The organism is Agreia sp. PsM10, assembly GCF_030433855.1.
GTDB lineage: Bacteria > Actinomycetota > Actinomycetes > Actinomycetales > Microbacteriaceae > Agreia.
Map to the genome: position 1 here is coordinate 170,155 of NZ_JARUXC010000001.1, position 17,226 is coordinate 187,380.

The 17,226-nt window shown below is 67.3% G+C and carries 15 protein-coding genes; 9 read left to right on the forward strand and 6 right to left on the reverse strand.

Annotated features, from left to right (window positions below; genetic code table 11):
• Window positions 1-28: 28 nt before the first annotated feature.
• From QCD70_RS00815 to QCD70_RS00835, 5 genes are read right to left on the reverse strand one after another with little or no spacing between them, the layout of a single operon-like run.
• The gene (locus QCD70_RS00815) at window positions 29-1,687 is read right to left on the reverse strand and encodes an alpha-glucosidase (RefSeq protein ID WP_301213219.1); all 1,659 of its coding nucleotides are present in this window, start codon (window positions 1,685-1,687) and stop codon (window positions 29-31) included.
• Complete coding sequence (locus QCD70_RS00820; RefSeq protein WP_301213220.1) at window positions 1,684-2,583, reverse strand: carbohydrate ABC transporter permease; 900 nt, start codon at window positions 2,581-2,583, stop codon at window positions 1,684-1,686. The genes QCD70_RS00815 and QCD70_RS00820 overlap by 4 nt, the downstream gene beginning before the upstream one ends.
• Window positions 2,583-3,497: a carbohydrate ABC transporter permease gene (locus QCD70_RS00825; protein ID WP_301213221.1), complete on the reverse strand. Its 915-nt coding sequence runs from the start codon at window positions 3,495-3,497 to the stop codon at window positions 2,583-2,585. Before QCD70_RS00825 ends, QCD70_RS00820 begins: the two co-directional genes overlap by 1 nt.
• On the reverse strand, window positions 3,494-4,819 hold the full coding sequence (locus QCD70_RS00830) for an ABC transporter substrate-binding protein (protein WP_301213222.1): 1,326 nt from the start codon (window positions 4,817-4,819) through the stop codon (window positions 3,494-3,496). Before QCD70_RS00830 ends, QCD70_RS00825 begins: the two co-directional genes overlap by 4 nt.
• A 39-nt stretch (window positions 4,820-4,858) precedes the next feature.
• The gene (locus tag QCD70_RS00835; RefSeq protein ID WP_301213223.1) at window positions 4,859-6,991 is read right to left on the reverse strand and encodes an alpha-galactosidase; all 2,133 of its coding nucleotides are present in this window, start codon (window positions 6,989-6,991) and stop codon (window positions 4,859-4,861) included.
• Window positions 6,992-7,098: 107 nt separating this feature from the next.
• Between QCD70_RS00835 and QCD70_RS00840 the strand changes: the two genes are divergently transcribed.
• From QCD70_RS00840 to QCD70_RS00850, 3 genes are read left to right on the forward strand one after another with little or no spacing between them, the layout of a single operon-like run.
• Window positions 7,099-8,253 (forward strand): ROK family protein, encoded by a 1,155-nt coding sequence (locus QCD70_RS00840; protein ID WP_301213224.1) that lies wholly within the window; start codon window positions 7,099-7,101, stop codon window positions 8,251-8,253.
• A gap of 9 nt (window positions 8,254-8,262) precedes the next feature.
• Window positions 8,263-9,105: a carbon-nitrogen hydrolase family protein gene (locus QCD70_RS00845; protein ID WP_301213225.1), complete on the forward strand. Its 843-nt coding sequence runs from the start codon at window positions 8,263-8,265 to the stop codon at window positions 9,103-9,105.
• 12 nt (window positions 9,106-9,117) lie between these two features.
• On the forward strand, window positions 9,118-9,693 hold the full coding sequence (locus QCD70_RS00850) for a YdeI/OmpD-associated family protein (RefSeq protein ID WP_301213226.1): 576 nt from the start codon (window positions 9,118-9,120) through the stop codon (window positions 9,691-9,693).
• 12 nt (window positions 9,694-9,705) lie between these two features.
• Here the strand turns inward: QCD70_RS00850 and QCD70_RS00855 are convergent, their stop codons facing one another.
• Entirely contained in the window at window positions 9,706-10,902 is a 1,197-nt protein-coding gene (locus tag QCD70_RS00855; protein ID WP_301213228.1) for an aminotransferase class I/II-fold pyridoxal phosphate-dependent enzyme, read from the reverse strand.
• A gap of 117 nt (window positions 10,903-11,019) precedes the next feature.
• On the opposite strand from QCD70_RS00855, the gene QCD70_RS00860 reads away from it, so the two are divergent.
• The 6 genes from QCD70_RS00860 (at window position 11,020) to QCD70_RS00885 (ending at window position 17,223) form a co-directional block, all read left to right on the forward strand.
• Window positions 11,020-11,538, forward strand: coding sequence for a hypothetical protein (locus tag QCD70_RS00860; RefSeq protein ID WP_301213229.1), 519 nt, complete (start codon window positions 11,020-11,022; stop codon window positions 11,536-11,538).
• Between the two features lie 131 nt (window positions 11,539-11,669).
• The gene (locus QCD70_RS00865) at window positions 11,670-12,353 is read left to right on the forward strand and encodes a PKD domain-containing protein (protein WP_301213231.1); all 684 of its coding nucleotides are present in this window, start codon (window positions 11,670-11,672) and stop codon (window positions 12,351-12,353) included.
• A 139-nt stretch (window positions 12,354-12,492) separates the two neighbouring features.
• On the forward strand, window positions 12,493-14,289 hold the full coding sequence (locus QCD70_RS00870; protein WP_301213232.1) for a S1C family serine protease: 1,797 nt from the start codon (window positions 12,493-12,495) through the stop codon (window positions 14,287-14,289).
• Between the two features lie 179 nt (window positions 14,290-14,468).
• Window positions 14,469-15,536, forward strand: a complete 1,068-nt coding sequence (locus QCD70_RS00875; RefSeq protein WP_301213233.1) for a glycosyltransferase family 2 protein — start codon at window positions 14,469-14,471, stop codon at window positions 15,534-15,536.
• Window positions 15,537-15,538: 2 nt separating this feature from the next.
• Window positions 15,539-16,348 carry a CDP-alcohol phosphatidyltransferase family protein gene (locus QCD70_RS00880; RefSeq protein WP_301213234.1) on the forward strand — a complete coding sequence of 270 codons (810 nt, stop codon included), beginning with the start codon at window positions 15,539-15,541 and terminating at the stop codon, window positions 16,346-16,348.
• A 29-nt stretch (window positions 16,349-16,377) separates the two neighbouring features.
• Entirely contained in the window at window positions 16,378-17,223 is an 846-nt protein-coding gene (locus QCD70_RS00885) for a glycosyltransferase family 2 protein (protein WP_441004895.1), read from the forward strand.
• Window positions 17,224-17,226: the final 3 nt, after the last annotated feature.

The window sequence follows — 17,226 nt, forward strand, 5'->3', positions numbered from 1 at the left end:
AGGCCACCCTCCCCGCCGTCGAGTCTCCTCAGCGGCGGTAGACGCGCACCTCCCACGGCTGGAGGGTCGTGTCGTTCCATTCCGCGTAGTTGCCGATCAGGCGCTCGCCGGCATCGGAGGTCAGCCCCGCAGGCAGGTCGAGCGGTTCGCCCGACCAGTTGCCGACCACGAGAAGCCGGTCGTCGCCGCGGGTGCGCGTGAACGCATAGAGCGTCGGATGCTCGGGCTCGAGCAGGGCGAATTCGCCCAGTGCCACGACCGGCAGCTCGTGCCGCAGCGCGATGAGGCGCCGGTAGTAGTCGAAGATCGACCTGTCGCCGGCCGCACGATCCATCTCGACGTTGATCGCGTCGGCGTTGCCGGTGACCTCGATCCAGGGGCGTCCCGAGGTGAATCCGGCCTCGGCCCCCGGAGTCCACTGCACGGGGGTGCGGGCGTTGTCGCGGCTGCGGAACGCCAGCTGCTCGAGCACCGACGCCGGGTCGGCCCCGGCAGCGACGACCTCGGCGTAGTGGTTCACGCTCTCGATGTCCTCGTACTGCTCGATGGCCGTGAATCCGGCGTTCGTCATGCCGATCTCGTCGCCCTGGTAGATGTAGGGCGTTCCGCGATGCAGGTGCAGGATCGTCGCGAGCAGCGTCGCAGCCTCGTATCGGTACTCCCCGTCGTCTCCGAATCGGGAGACGGAACGCGGCTGGTCGTGGTTGCCGAAGTAGAGGCTGTTCCAGCCCGTCGACGCGAGGCCCGTCTGCCACCGGGCGAGAGACCGCTTGAGCGCGAGGAGATCGAACGGGAGGTTGTCGAACTTGCTCGTCTCGCTGTGGTCGAGCCCGACGTGCTCGAACTGGAACACCATGTCGAGCTCCTTCCTGTCGGCTCCCGTGAAGAGGGCGGCGTCGTCGACGGTGACGCCGGGCATCTCTCCCACGGTGATCAGCTCGGCCTCGCGGCCGGCGAAGACCCGGCGGTGCATCTCCTGCAGATAGTCGTGGATCTGCGGCCCCATCGTCGGCCGCACACTGGTGCCGATCAGCTCCGACTCCGTCTTGGCGATGAAGTTGATCACGTCCATGCGGAAGCCGTCTACGCCGCGGTCGAGCCAGCGGTTCATCATGGCGAACACGGCGTCGCGCACCTCGGGGTTCTGCCAGTTGAGGTCGGGCTGCTTCGCGGCGAACAGGTGGAGGTAGTACTGGCCGGTCTGCGGGTCGAGATCCCAGGCCGGGCCACTGAAGGCGCTCGTCCAGCCGTTGGGCTCCGCTCCGTCGTGCCCGTCGCGCCAGATATACCAGTCGCGCTTCGGGTTGTCGCGCGACGAGCGCGACTCGACGAACCAGGGATGCTCGTCGCTGGTGTGGTTGACCACGAGATCCATCACCAGCTTCATGCCGCGCTCGTGCACCTCGGCCAGCAGCAGGTCGAACTCCGCCAGGGTGCCGAAGAGCGGGTCGATGTCTTCGTAGTCGCTGATGTCGTAGCCGTTGTCGGCCTGGGGAGAGCGGTAGATCGGCGACAGCCAGATCACGTCCACACCCAGCTGGGCGAGGTGGTCGAGCTTCGAGCGGATCCCGCCCAGGTCGCCGACGCCGTCGCCGTTCGAGTCGGCGAAGCTGCGCGGATAGATCTGGTACACCACGGCTCGGGTCCACCAGGCGGTCGTTGCCGGGATGGTCTCTGTACTGGTCACTTGACCGATCCTCTCATCACACCGGAGACGACCCACTTCTGCGCGATCACGTAGACCACCAGAAGGGGCGCCAGCGCCATCAGGTACGACGCGAAGGCGACGGTGTAGTTGGTGTTGAACTGGCCCTGGAAGACGAACTGGGCCAGCGGAAGGGTTCGCGCCGACGGGTCCGACAGGATCACGAGCGGCAGCAGGAAGTCGTTCCACGCCCAGACGCAGGTGAGGATGCCGACGGTCGCGTTCATCGGGGTCAGCAGCGGGAAGACGACCTTCCAGAAGACACCCCAGGTGCTCGCGCCGTCCATGCGTGCGGCCTCCTCCAGCTCGATCGGAATCGACTGGATGTAGGCCACGAAGATGAAGATGTTGAACGACAGTCCGTAGACCGTGTACAGCAGGATCAGGCCGACGGGGGTGTCGAGGCCGAGCAGCGCGGTCTCCTTCACCACGGGGAGCATGATGATCGGGAACGGCACGAAGATCGCCGCGAGGAAGTAGAAGTACAGCCCCTTGAAGAACTTCTTGTGCATGTTGCGGGCGATGGCATACGCCACCAGCGAGTTCGTCAGCAGCGTCAGAACGACCGCGCCCACCGTGATGAGCGCCGTGTTCATCAGGGCCTGGGGGAAGTTCGTCAGCTGGTAGGCGTCGGCGAAGTTCTCCCAGCGCACGCTGGTGGGCCACTCGAACCCCGTTCCGCCGAGCTGGTCGGGCGACTTCAGCGCCGTGATGATCGTGAAGTAGAGAGGAATCAGCACGGTCAACGAGCAGACCGCGATGAGGGCCGTCACCCACCAGTTGGTTCCGCCGTTCACGCTGCTTCGGCGGCGGCGCCGACGCGGGCGCGGGGTGGGTACGGTTCGAAGGGCTTCGGTGCCCTGGATTGCTGCAGTCATCAGTAGCTCGCCTCCCTACGCTGGAGGAAGCGCAGTTGAATGAATGACACGACGATGATGACGAACAGGTACACGACCGCGTTCGCCATCTGGTAGCCGTATTCGCCACCCTGGAAGCCGCCGCGGTAGATCACCATGGCGATGGATTCGGTGCTTGTTCCCGGTCCGCCGTTGGTGAGGGCGATGATCTGGTCGAAGACCTGCAGGAACGACTTGAACGACAGCACCATGTTGATGGTGAAGTACGCGCCGATGAGAGGGAACGTCAGCGAGCGGAACCGACGCCACGCCGAGGCGCCATCGATGCCGGCCGCCTCGTAGATCTCGCCGGGGATCGTCTGGAGCCCCGCGAGGTAGAGGATCACGTTGAACGCGGCCGCCTGCCAGACGGTCGTGATCACGATGCCGATCCAGGCGTAGTTCGGGTCGGCGAGGATGTTCCCCGACAGTCCGGAGAGCCCCAGGCTCTCGAAGACGGCCGGGAACGAGTTCGCGAACAGGTAGTTGAAGACGTAGCCGATGATCAGGATGGCGAGCACGTACGGAATGAAGAACACGCCGCGGAAGGCCGTCTTGAACTTGATCCGGGCGTTCAGCCCGAGCGCGATCGCCAGGGCGATCACGTTCACGAGAACGGTCGAGACGATGGCGAACCCGAAGGTGAACCCGTAGGAGTTCAGCACTCGGCTGTCCTGGAACAGGTTGATGTAGTTCGACAGGCCCACGAGGTCCCACGTGCCGTAGCCCGCGTAGTTAGTGAGGCTGAAGAACATGCCGGTGAGCACGGGGATGGTGTGCAGGCCGAAGAAGATCACGACGGCGGGGACGACCATCCAGAAGAAGGCCCTGGGGGTGCGTTCGATCCGGCACCTGGCCGGTGTGCGGGTGGTGCCGGATGCCGTGGGCGCGCTCATGACTTTCCCTTTCGCGACGTTGCGGTGCGGGCCGCGACCTTGCTCCACTCGGAGTCGAGGTCGGATAGGAAGCGCTCGGTGTTGCCGGTGAGCACGAGGGTCTGGAGCAGGTTCACGAGCGGGATCGACGCGGGGATCTGGTGATCGATGAAGCCGATGATGCGACCGTCGGTGAAGTACGGTTCGAGGCCGGCGAGGGCCGGATCCGAGTTCGGCACGGCATTCTCGAGAGGGGAGAACGTGCTCTGCGATTCGGAATAGGCCTGCACGACCTCGGGCGACATGAGGTAGTCCACGAATCTCTGTGCCTCGGCGCGGTGCGGTGTGTCCCGCCCGATCGAGATGCCGACGTCGACGCCCGAGACGACGACGCGAGAGTCCGCGTCGTCGGTGACCGGGTACGGGAACGTGGCGATCTGCGCATCCGGGTTCGTCGCGCGGATCGCGGGGATCGCGTACGACCCCTGCAGGTACATCGCCGATTCCCCGGCTGCGAACGCGGCGTTGCCCGCGTTGTAGTCGCGACTGGCGAAGTCGTCCTGGCAGTAGCTGTAGAGCTCGACCTCCTTCTCGACGGCGTCGCCGAAGTCCTTCGAGAACGAGGTCGTGTCGAGGTCTGAGCCCTCGGCGCGGAGATCGTCGAAGAAGCCCTCCGGCATGAGCACGCCGCCCAGGTTGACGAATGCGGGGCCTGCGGTCCAGGCATCCTTCATCGTGCAGTAGAACGGCGTCACGCCGTTCTGCTGGAACGTCTGCGCTGCAGCGATCAGCTCGTCCCAGGTGGTGGGAACCTCGACGCCGTTCTCCGCGAAGATCGCCGGGTTGTAGATGATGCCGGAGGCGTTGCTGGCGAACGGAAGAGCGTTGACCTCCGCACCGTCCCCCTGGTCGCAGCTGCCGAGATCCTGAACGATCTTCTGCACCGCCGGGTTCACCGTGTCGGCCGATGCCTCGCCGCTGAGGTCGGCGAAGACGCAGGCGCGGGCGAGCTCGGCGAAGTTGCCGCTCACATTGAGGGTGAGCACGTCGGGCACCTTGTTCTTCACAAGCAGGGTTCTGATCGCGGTGTCGGGATCGGGAACCGCGTTCTGCACGACGCGGATGTCGGGGTTCTCGGCCTCGAAGTCGTCGATGATGGCGGCGAAGTCCTTCACCGCCTCGGGCTTGAACTGGAAGAAGTCGAGGGTGACGACGCCGTCGTCGGAGCTCGAGCAGCCGACGAGCGCAGAGCCCGCGAGCACGAGCCCTATTCCCGCGGCCAGGACGCGCCTGATCGGGCGGCCGTTCCTCGTCGAGGAACGAGCGGGTGGTGGATGAAACACGAGAACGCCTCCTTGCGTCGTGCGTGACGCGATCCGGGGTCAGATCGCGGTGAAGTCGATCAGCCGAAGCTGCTCGGGAAAGAGAACGGGCGCCTGGATGCCGGTGGTCCGCAGGGCGAGGCCGGTCAGGGCGACGGGATGCTCGGCCCACGCGAGCGTGGACTGCCCGGACCCGCCGAGGCGAGTCGTCGGCGAGGCCAGCGAGACCCGGTAGACGCGGGAGTCGTCGAGGCCCGGGAACGTCATGGGTCCTGGCGGGTAGCTCGTGCTGGTGGTGACCTGCGTGTAGGTGTAGAGGGCGTGCGCGCCGTCGGGGGAGACGACGCCGCGCAGGTCCGCGGATGCGTCGGGCAGGTCGGCGTGCACCGCACGACCGGTGTGCACTAGTTCGCGCACGCGCTTGTGGGCGGTGACCCACTCGGCGAGTTCGTCGAGCTCGGCGTCGTCGAGCTCGGAGATGTCCCACTCGATGCCGAAGTGTGCGGGAAGGGCGACGCCCGCGCGCAGGGCCAGGTCGTGGCGGCGCCCTGTCGAGTGCGAGTGTGGCCCGCTGACATGGGCTCCCATGAGCTCGTAGGGCACGACGATGTTCGTGTACTTCTGGATGGTCAGGCGTTCGAGGGGGTCGATGCAGTCGCTCGTCCAGATGCGATCGGTGTGCTCCAGGATGCCCAGGTCGACCCGGGCGCCGCCCGATGCGCAGCTCTCGATCTCCAGGCCGGGGTGCCGAGCCTTGAGCTCGTCGAGCAGTCGGTAGAGCGCCAGAACACCGGCGTGCACCGCCGCTCTGCCCGTGGCCGTGCTGCCGGCGTCGAGCAGATCGCGGTTGTGATCCCACTTGAGATAGGCGATGTCGTATTCGGTGAGCAGGGAGTCGAGGCGCTCGAGCAGGTACTCGCAGACGGCGGGGTTCGACAGGTCGAGAACCTGCTGCTGTCGGCCCTCGACGGGCAGGGTGCCGCCCGCCTGGAGCATCCAGTCGGGGTGCGCGCGAGCGAGGTCGGAGTCGGGATTCACCATCTCCGGCTCGACCCACAGACCGAATTGCATGCCCAGCGAGGTGACGTGCTCGACGATGGGGCCGAGGCCGTCGGGCCAGACCGAGTCGTCGACGAACCAGTCGCCGAGGCCCGCCGTGTCGTCGCGCCGGCCGCGGAACCAGCCGTCGTCGAGAACGAAACGTTCGGCGCCGACCCGGGCACCGGCATCCGCAAGCCGTGTCAGCCGGTCGAGGTCATGGTCGAAGTAGACGGCCTCCCACGTGTTGAGGGTCACGGGCCTGGATGCGACGGGATGGTTCGGTCGGGCACGGAGCGATTCGTGGAACCGAGCCGACAGCGCGGTGAGGCCGTCGCCCCACGATCCGATCGCATCGGGAGTCGTGTAGCTCTCGCCCGACGCGAGGATGACCTCGCCGCTCGAGAGAAGTTCGCCGGCCTGCACGAGGGCGTGCGCGGCCACCGTGCGCTCCGCGGCGATGCGCTGGTTGCCGCTCCACGCGAGGTGGACGGCGTGCACCGTGCCGCGTTCGAAACCGAAGCCGGGCGTGCCCGCGGCGAGGAAGAGGGTGGAGTCGGCGCCGGGGCGGCCGCGGCGGCTGTCGCGCACGTGTCGTCCGGTCGTGAAGTCGTGCCGCTGGGGCGAGCGTTCGCGCAGGTGACGGCCCGTGGTGTCGAGGAGCTGCCTGGCCGTGTGCGGAACCGGGAAGGTGGCCACGAGCTGCTCGAGCCCATAGTCGTCGGATCCCAGGTTCGTGATCGTGTGGCGCTGGTGCAGCAATCCCGCCTCGTCGACGGAGAGCGTCGCGGTGAGGCGCAGCTGCGCGAGGTCGTCGTGGGCGACGAAGATCACCGTCGTCGCGCTCTGGTCGTGAACGTCGACGGAGCCGAGTCTCGGCGAGAAGTCGCGACCTCGGCGGGAGCCGATGAGGCCGGGCTCGTTCTGCCAGCCGGCCGACTCGAGCGGCACGATGGTGAGGCGCGGCGGTGTGTCGAGTGCACCGGATACGCGTTGCGGGCGGGCGGCGACGGCCAGGTCTGCGAGTCGCGGCCCGGCGAGGAGGCCCAGGTCGTGGCCCCAGTGGATGATCGCGGGGAATCCCGGGGTGGTGAGATCGATGACCACACTCGTGCCCCCGGCGCGGAGGTGGATGACGTCGCTGCGGCTCTGCATGAATAATTTCTACCGCGAAACTAATTACCGTGTCAACCGTGAGTTGTTTGGCGTTCCTGCTGTGTTCTTCTCGCGCGACGAGCCGATTTCGTTGATAATCGAAACAAATGAATGAGACGACCCGAGAATCCGCGACAAGAGATCCTGCACGCGAACTCGCTCGCGAGGTGCTGATCCACGGTCCGATCGCCCGCGGCGAGCTCGGCCGCAGGCTCGGGCTGTCGCCCGCGAGCCTCACCCGTCTCAGCCGTCCCTTTCTCGACCACGGAATCCTCGTCGAGGGGCAGGAGCGCCAGGACGGAGCCGTCGGCAGGCCCGTGAAACCCCTCGACGTGAGGGTCGACGCGCAGCGCATGCTCGGGGTCAAGATCACGGGGGAGCACGTCTTCGGCGTCGTCACCGACCTCCGTGCGACCGTCGGGGCGTCGGCGACCACACGGCTGGCCGGACACGGCGTCGACGACGTGCTCGACGGCATCCAGAAGCTGATCGACGACCTCGACGCGCACGACGTGGCCGCGATCGGCGCCAGTATCGGCGGCAAGGTGACCGGATCGTCGCTCGTCGTGCGCGCGCCGTTCCTCGACTGGCACGACGTCGACCTCGGAACCGCGATCGAGGAGCGCTTCGGTCGGCCCGCCACCGTGGAGAACGACGTGGTGGCGCTCACGACGGCCGAGCAGTGGTTCGGGCACGCCCGCGGAGTCGACAACTTCTCGGTGGTCACCATCGGAGCGGGCGTCGGATACGGGCTCGTCGTGCACGGACGCCAGGTGATCACCTCGGACACGGGACTCGGGCTCGGTGGGCACTTTCCCCTCGACAACACCGGCCCGCTCTGCATCGACGGACATCGCGGCTGCTCGTCGGCCATGCTCTCGATCGGCAGCATGTGCTCGTCGGCCGGCGTCGGCCTCGGACGATCCGTGGACTACGACGAGCTGCTCGCGCTCGCGGCCGAGGGCAATGCCGTCGCACGCCAGGTCGTCGAGACCTCGGCCCGGGCTCTCGGAAGACTGATCGCCGCCAGTGCGAACCTCGCCATGGTCGACATCGTCGTGCTCTCGGGGGAGGGCATCGGGCTGGTGGAGGTCGCCGAGGACGTCGTTCGCGCGGCCATCGAGTCGGATCGCGACCCCGATGCGCTTCCCGTGCAGATCAGGCGTACCGATGCGGACTTCACGTCGTGGGCCCGGGGCGCCGCGGCCGTCGCGATCGAGTCGGGGTTCGGTCTCATTCCGAGTGCGGCCACGCTTCGCTAGGGTGAGGGGATGACCCTCACCTCCGGCCCGGTGCACGAGATAGACCAGGCCGCCGGTCTCGGTGTCGCCATCGCCCAGTTCGCCCCCGGCGCCGACAAGGCCGCGAATCTGGCCGCCATCACGCGACTGGCCGAGCGCGCGGCGTCGCGCGGCGCATCCATCGTCGTCTTCCCCGAATACTCGTCGTACTTCTCCGATCCCTTCGGCCACGGCTTCCTCGAGAACGCCGAACCCCTCGACGGCGCGTTCGTCACGGCGCTGGGGTCCCTCGCCGCCCGCCTGGGCATCCACGTCGTCGCCGGCATGATCGAGACGACAGAGGCGGGCGAGCGATTCTCGAACGCCGTCGTCGCCGTCTCGCCGACGGGCGAGCTCGTGGCCTCGTATCGCAAGCTCCACCTCTACGACGCGTTCGGGTCGCGCGAGAGCGACTTCGTCGAACCGGGTGCCATCGAGGCTCCCGAGATCTTCACCGTCGGGCCCTTCACAGTCGGACTCCAGACCTGTTACGACATCCGCTTTCCCGAGGTGTCGAGGCGCCTCGTCGACGCCGGAGCCGACCTGGTGCTCGTGCCCGCCGAGTGGGTCAGGGGAGTGCTGAAGGAGCACCACTGGCGCACGCTCGTCACCGCGCGGGCCCTCGAGAACACGATCTATGTCGCCGCGGCCGACCACACCCCGCCGATCGGGGTCGGGGCCAGCCTCGTCGTCGATCCGATGGGAGTGACCATCGCATCCCTCGCCGAGAACGAAGACGTCGCCGTCGCCTCGATCGACCGAAACCGCATCGACGAGGTGCGGCGCGTGAATCCCGCGCTGGCCCTGCGCCGCTTCGGAACGCGAGAGCTGTAGCAGGCGATCGACGTGGCGGCGGAGCGGGAGAGCCTGCAGTTCTCGTCGCGTGACGAGTTCCGCGACTGGATGCTGGTGAATCAAGACCTCGAGGTCGGCATCTGGCTGATCGTGGCGAAGAAAGGTGCGCCCTTCACGACGGTCACCTATGCGGAGGCGCTCGACGTGGCCCTCGAATTCGGATGGATCGACGGGCAGTCGCGTTCACGCGACGAGCACACGTCGTTCCGCGGATTCACTCCGCGCAGGGCTGCCAGCCCGTGGTCGATGCGCAACCGCCTGGCTGCAGAGGCGATGATCGCAGACGGCCGGATGTCGTCCCGCGGCCTGGCCGAGATCGAGCGGGCGAAGGCGGATGGCCGCTGGGACAGGGCGTATGCGGCCTCGACCGATGCGCAGCCGCATCCGGATCTTCTCAGCGCTCTCGAACGGAACCCTGCCGCGAAGGCCTTCTACGCGACCCTCAATGCGCAGAACCGGTTCGCGGTGTACTACCGCATTCAGGCTCTGAAGACGGAACAGGGCCGGGCCCGCGCCATCGAGCGCATGGTCGAGAAGCTCGCGCGCGAAGAGAAGCCCGCGGGCTGACGTCAGCGGCTCTTAGCGCCCCGCGCGGGCGAGCTGGGCGGCAGCCCGCTCGAGCACGTCGACCTTCTTGCAGTAGGCGAATCGCACGAGCGACGAGTACTCGCCCGCGAGCTGCTCGCCGCAGAAGGCGCTGATCGGAATGCCGACGACGCCGGCGAGCTCGGGCAGGTCTCGGCACAGTGCCGCCGCGTCCGTGTAGCCGAGCGGCGCGGCGTCGGCCACCACGAAGTAGCCGGCCTGCGGGGTGAACACCTCGAAGCCCGCCTTGGCGAGACCGGTCGAGAGAAGGTCGCGCTTGGCCTGAAGAGTGCGGGCGATGCCGTCGAAGAAGTCGTCGCCCAGGCCGAGGCCCAGTGCGATCGCCGGCTGGAACGGAGCGCCGTTCACGAAGGTCAGGAACTGCTTGACCGCGAGGATCGCCGTGACCAGCTCGTGCGGTGCGGTCAGCCATCCGATCTTCCAACCGGTGGTGTTGAACGTCTTGCCACCCGACGAGATCGTGACGGTGCGCTCCCGTGCGCCGGCGAGGGTCGCCACCGGAATGTGCGGAACGCCGAAGGTGAGGTGCTCGTAGACCTCGTCGGTGACGATGATCGCGTCATGCTCGTGGGCGAGCTCGACGATGAGCTCGAGGGTCTCGCGCGGCAGCACCGTGCCGGTGGGGTTGTTCGGGTTGTTGATCAGGATGACGCGGGTGCGGTCGGTCACGGCCGCGCGCAGGTCGTCGTGGTCGGGCAGGAACGCCGGCAGCCGCAGGGGAACCGTGCGGTGGATGCCTCGGGCGAGGGCGATCACCGCGCCGTACGCATCGTAGAAGGGCTCGAGGGTCACCACCTCGTCTCCGTCGTCGACGAGCGCGAGGAGCGTCGCGGCGAGTGCCTCGGTCGCGCCGGCCGTGACGAGCACCTCGCGTTCGGCGTCGACCTCGAGACCGTAGAACCGCTTCTGATGGGCGGCGATCGCCTCGCGCAGAACCGGCATGCCGAGCCCCGGCGGGTACTGGTTCAGTCCGTCGCTGATCGCGCGGCGTGCAGCTTCGAGGATCTCGGCCGGGCCGTCCTCATCGGGAAAGCCCTGTCCGAGGTTGATCGCGCCCGTCGACGTGGCGAGGGCGCTCATCTCGGCGAAGATCGTCGACCGAATCGAGCCGTCGGGCGAAAGCAGGCCCGCTCCGCGCGCCGTGCGCTGCCAGGAACCAGAGATAGTCACGAAGATCAAACCTACCGCCAGCCACCATGTGGATAACTTCCCGCGTCACGCGCCGACATCCTCTACGGTGTTCCCATGTTCTGTCGGAAACACACTGACTCCATCCGCTGCGGACTTATGGGCGTGCTTGCGGTCAGTGTGGCTGCAGTTGCAGGCTGCTCACCGATCGTGGAGCCCGCTGAACCGACGATCGATACTCAGGTCACAACACCAACTACATCTCGTGAGAGTGCGGAGGCTCTCGCCACTGACGCGTACAAGAGCTATCTCGCGTTGAACGATGAAATCGCTTCCCAAGGTGGAACCGAACCAGACCGGATGACCGACGTGGCTCAGGGAGCGGCACTCGACGTGATCTACGAAAACATGCGCGAGATTCGTGAGGCTGGACTCAGAATTACGGGCTCTACGCGTCTTCAATCTCTCGAACTTTCTGACTGGACCGATAACCGAATTTCGGCCTATGTCTGCGAAGACGTGACATTCGTCGATCTGCTGGACCAGGACGGAAACTCTCTAGTTTCAGCGGACCGGGTCAACGTAACTCCTTTCGAGGTTGAACTAGAGCGCGACGAAACGATCCATTTCCTACTCTCCGAGAGGAAGGTATGGACAGGCACAAATTTCTGCGAATAGTGGCCGCGTGGACAATGGTCTGTTTCCTTCTTGCGCTTCCAGCTCACGTGGCAGCGGCAGCTGGTGGCGGATGCTCTCAAATTGATCAGTGGTCGACAGGGTGCGGGGCGGTTTCCGGGGGTGGGGTCGATGTGGAGGTCGGGAGCAGCCAGGGTGGCGGCGGCGGATCCGGCGAGGAGTCGAGCGGCGGCGGCGGCGGTGACTCCGGAGGCGGAGCCGACGGCTCCGGCGGGGACGGTGCGGAGGTGCCGTGCACCTCGACGAACGTCGAACTGTGCACCGAGCAGCGACGCGTCATTCCGAACCCCGGGGACGCTCAGACAGCGACGCCGGTCGTGACGACTCGGGAGGTCGCCCATCTGGTTCCCGGAGTGGCCGGGCAGGGGATGGAGCCGAACGGCTGGATGGTCGTCGGGCTCCCGACGAACTTCTATGCCGACGCGGCCCCGCGGGTCGTGTCGACGACCCTGCTCGGCAGTCCGGCCGAGGTTCGATTCACGCCGGTCTCGTTCACCTGGGACCACGGAGACGGGGCGTCGACGACGAGCGTGACGGGCGGAGCCACGTGGGCGTCGCTCGGTGTCGCCGAGTTCTCCGAGACGGCGACCAGCCATGTCTACGACCATCCGGGCGACTACACGATCAACCTCACGATCCTGTATGCGGCGGAGTACCGGATAGGCGGCGGTGAGTGGCGAGCACTGGCAGGAACCGTACCGTCGACGGCGCCGCCGATCAACGCGTCGGCGAAAGCGGCGAAGACGGTACTCGTCGCCGATGACTGCGGCCGACGTCGCGTGTCACCCGGGTGTTGACGACGCGGAATACGGTTCCCGAGTCGGCGGTTCCCAACTCCAAGCTTCGCCCGAGTGATACGGCAGTTCGTTTCCAGCCCACGCATAGACAACGTCCAGCTTCGATGGCGATGCTTACTGAGCTTGGAAGGAGCACCCATTGTCTGAGAACACCGACAACCCGATCAACCCGGCGGCAGCCGAGGGCATTGACCGCGACGACACCACGAACACCGGTTCGAGCCCCGCCGCCAGCCAGAACGCCCCCGCCTTCCCCCACTACGCACCCGGCGTCTCCGCAGAGACCCCGCCCACGACATCCGCGCCCGAGGCCACGAACGAACCGCGCACCCCGCAGGTTCCTGAGCGTCAGCAGACCACCCCGCAGGCAGAGCAGCCGGCCGCGCCTCAGCCGGCCGCGCCTCAGCCGACAACGCCTCAGCCGACGGCCGTCCAGCCCAGCGTCGCGCAATCGGCCGCCGCGCAGCAGCCGACCGCACCTCAGCCGTACAGCCCCGCGTACTCACAGGCCCCGGCACCACACCACTCGGCCGCCCCGAGCCAGCCGCAACCCCACCAGCCCCACCAGACGCAGCCGACGCAGCCCTATGCAGCGGCCCCGGGCAACTACGGCAACGGCGCCTTCGGTCAGCCGCCGCAGCAGCCGCCCGTCGCCGGCGGAGACACCGCAGGTTCGCGCGCCCCGAAGCGCCGAGGGGGCCCGGTTCTCATCGCCGCCCTGGCCATCGCCGCTCTCGTGGGCGGTGGATCCGGCGCAGGAATCAGCGCGTGGGTGATCAGCCAGAACCAGCAGTCCACCAACACCACGGCCACGGGTCCGCAGACGATCACGGTCAACAACGCCGACGACGCCTCGCTCGCAACCGCCGTGGCCGCCAAGGCCTCGCCGTCGGTCGTGACGATCTCGGTCAACGACGGGTCGTCGGGCGGCACCGGTTCGGGCGTCATCCTCTCTGACGACGGCTACATCCTCACCAACACCCACGTCGTCACCCTCGATGGCGCGACCGCCAACCCCACCATCCAGGTCACGACCAACGACGGACGGCTCTTCACCGGCACGCTCGTCGGCACCGATCCTGTCGCCGACCTCGCGGTCATCAAGCTCGAGAAGGCCAGCGACCTCACCCCGATCACCTGGGGCGACTCGACCAAGCTGAACGTCGGCGACTCCGTTGTGGCCATCGGCGCCCCGCTCGGCCTGTCCGGCACGGTCACCACCGGAATCGTCAGCGCCCTCAACCGCGCGATCACCGTCGCGTCGTCGGCCGCACCGAAGGGTGACGACACCGACTCGACGGCCCCCGATGGCAACGGCGACTCCGGAGACGGCTCGCAGGACAACCCGTACGACTTCTGGAACTTCGACATCCCGGGCCAGGACGGTTCGCAGTCGCAGACTCAGACGCAGGCCACGTCGAGCATCTCCCTCGCGGTCATCCAGACCGACGCCGCGATAAACCCGGGAAACTCGGGTGGAGCGCTGCTGAACGACAAGGGCGAGCTCATCGGAATCAACGTGGCCATCGCGAGCGCGGGCTCCACGAGCTCCGACAGCCAGTCGGGCTCGATCGGCGTGGGCTTCTCCATTCCCGCCTCGCTCGCGCAGCGCATCGCCGAGGAGATCATCAAGGATGGCTCAGGAAGCCACGGTCTGCTCGGGGCCTCGGTCGGCGACGCCAGTTCGGACCAGGCTCTCGCGAGCGTCACCGCCGGAGCCCTCGTGAAAGAGGTCTCGTCGGGCGGCGCGGCGGAAAAGGCCGGCATCAAGGCCGGTGACGTCATCACCGCGTTCAACGGCATCGCCGTGGCCAGCGCCACCGATCTCACGGCGCAGGTGCGCAGCCTCGCGGCCGGATCCGATGCCAAGCTCACCGTCTACAGCGACGGCAAGACCCAGGACATCGACGTGACTCTGGGAGAGCTCACCGAGTAGTCCGTAGAACGGCACACGATCCCCGGACGGCCTCGGCCGTCCGGGGATCGCTGCGTGCGGCACGTGGCGCCCGATCGATGCCTGGAGACGGCCCTGCGATAGGCTCTATCGGCCAGCGTCGGCGCAGCAACATCGAATCCCGCGTGCGACACGGCACCCGAACACAACGAGTGGATGCCATGACCCCGAACACCCCCGCGAGCTCCCTGCCCGGCGTCTCCTACGTCATGCCGGTGCTCAACGAGGTGACCCATGTCGAGGCCGCTATCGACAGCCTGCTCGCGCAGGACTACCGCGGTCCTTTCGACGTGATCGTCGCTCTCGGACCGAGCATCGACGGCACCACGGAACTGGTGGAGCGGCTCTCCCGGGTCGACCCGCGCATCCAGGTCATCGACAACCCCACCGGCTCGACGCCCAGCGGACTGAACGTGGCGATCAACGCCTCTCAGAACCCCATCGTGGTGCGGGTCGACGCCCACTCCGTCCTCCCCACGGACTACACGCGCATCGCGGTCGAGACCATGGCGAGAACGAACGCGGCGAATGTCGGCGGAATCATGCAGGCCGAGGGCACGACGCCGTTCGAGAACGCGGTCGCCACGGCCTACGGCTCCGCGATCGGTCTCGGCGGAGGTCAGCATCACGTCGGAGGTGCCGAAGGCCCGGCGGAGACCGTGTACCTCGGGGTGTTCCGCCGTGAATGGATACAGCGCGTGGGCCTGTTCAACGAGGAGATCCGCCGCGGCCAGGACTGGGAACTGAACCGACGCCTGCGCGAGGCCGGGGGAGTCGTCTGGTTCACTCCCAGACTCACCGTCATCTACCGTCCGCGTCCCACGCCCGAGAAGCTCGCGCGGCAGTTCTTCTCGACCGGGCTCTGGCGTGGTGACCTCGCGCGACGCTTCTTCAGCTCGAACGCACTCAAGTACTTCGTTCCGCCCGTCGCCGTGCTGTCGGTCGTGCTCGGCCTGCTGCTCGGATGCTTCGGCTACTTCGGGCTCGTCGGCAACGCCCAGGGGGCGGCGCTGGTGATCTCGTGGATCTTCACCGCCCTGTTCGTCTTTCCGATCCTCTACGTGCTCCTCGTGATCGTGGCCTCGATCGGCGTCGCCGCCCGCCGCGGTTTTCGCACGGGTGCGTGGTTTCTCGTAGTCTTGCCGTGCATCCACTTCAGTTGGGGAACGGGCTTCATCCTGGGGTTCCTGAGGCTCACGAGCAACATCACCGCGCACACCGGAAGGTAACCGTGTCACCGACGTCTTCGCGAGGACGACCGTCCTCGATCGCCGAGCTGCGTGCTGTCGCCCAGCCACCCGAGGTTCGGGGACGCCGCAACGCCGAGCACTGGACCGCGTCGCTCTATCTCCGCAACATCTCTCCGTACCTCACCTGGCTGCTGCTCAAGACGTCGATCTCCGCCAACGGCGTGACCGGCCTGATGATCCTCGTCGGCTGGTCGACCGCGGCTGCCCTGCTGATTCCCGGCATCGGCGGCGCCTCGCTCGCCCTCGTGCTCGGCCAACTGCAGATGCTCGTCGACTGCTGCGACGGCGAGGTCGCCCGGTGGCGCGGAACCTCGTCGCCCGCCGGCGTCTTCCTCGACAAGGTCGGTCACTACACGACCGAATCCCTGATCCCGATCGCCCTCGGCATCCGTGCGGCCGGGTTCCCCTTCGATGCTCCGGCCGACTATCTCTGGACGACCCTCGGATTCGCCCTCGCTCTCGTGATCGTGCTGAACAAGGCCCTGAACGACATGGTCCACGTGGCGCGAGCGAATGCGGGGCTCAGCAAGCTCGCCGACAAGCAGGGCGAGTCCGAGCCCTCGCAGCGCCTCGTCGCCCGCCTTCGCAGGCTTGCGCGATTCGTGCCGTTCCACCGGCTCTATCACTCGGTCGAACTCACGATGCTCGCTTTCGCGTTCGCTGTTCTCGGCCTCTTCATCGGCGGGCCGCTCGCCGACCGCATTCTGCTCGGGGCCCTTCTGCCGCTCGCCGTTCTGGCCCTCATCGGCCATTTCGTGGCGATCATGGCGTCGAAGCGGGTGCGCTCATAGCCGACGATGCTCTCGCCACGGTCGGAGTCGTGGTGCTCACCCAGGGCACCCGGCCAGACGACCTGCGCCGCGGACTCGAGTCGATCCTGGCCCAGACGGGCGTGACCCTCGATGTCGTCTGCGTCGGCAACGGATGGGTTCCCGCAGGGCTGCCCGAGGGCATAGCGACGCTCGCCCTGCCCGAGAACCTCGGCATCCCGGCAGGTCGGAACGCCGGCGTCGCGCAGGTCTCCGGCGAGTTCATCTTCTTCCTCGACGACGACGCGAGCATCCCGTCGCCCACCTTCCTGATCGACGCGATCGAGTTGATCCGCACCGATCCGCGTATCGGACTGGTGCAGCCCCGGGTCGTCGACCCCACGGGCGTCACCAATCCTCGACGCTGGACCCCGCGCATCCGCAAGGGCGACCCGACGGCGTCGTCGCCCGTCTTCTCCGTCTGGGAGGGGGCGGTGCTGCTGCCCCGAGCGGTGTTCGACGCCACCGGGGGATGGGCGGCCCCGTTCTTCTACGCCCACGAGGGCATCGAGCTTGCCTGGCGCGTCTGGAACGAGGGACTGGTGACCTGGTATGCGGGCGACCTGGTGGCGAACCACCCCGCGATCGAGCCCACCAGACACTCCTACTATTTCCGGCTCAATGCGCGCAATCGCGTGTGGCTCGCCAGGCGCAACCTGCCCGCGGTTCTCGTGCCGATCTATGTGGGCTCGTGGACCGGCATCCAGATTCTGCGCTGGGCACGGCGACCAGACCACCTGCGCGCCTGGTTCGGCGGCTGGATGGCCGGGTGGCGTGAAGACGCCGGCGAACGTCGGCCCATGCGGTGGCGCACGGTGCTCCGGATGACCATGGCCGGCAGGCCGCCGATCGTCTAGTTG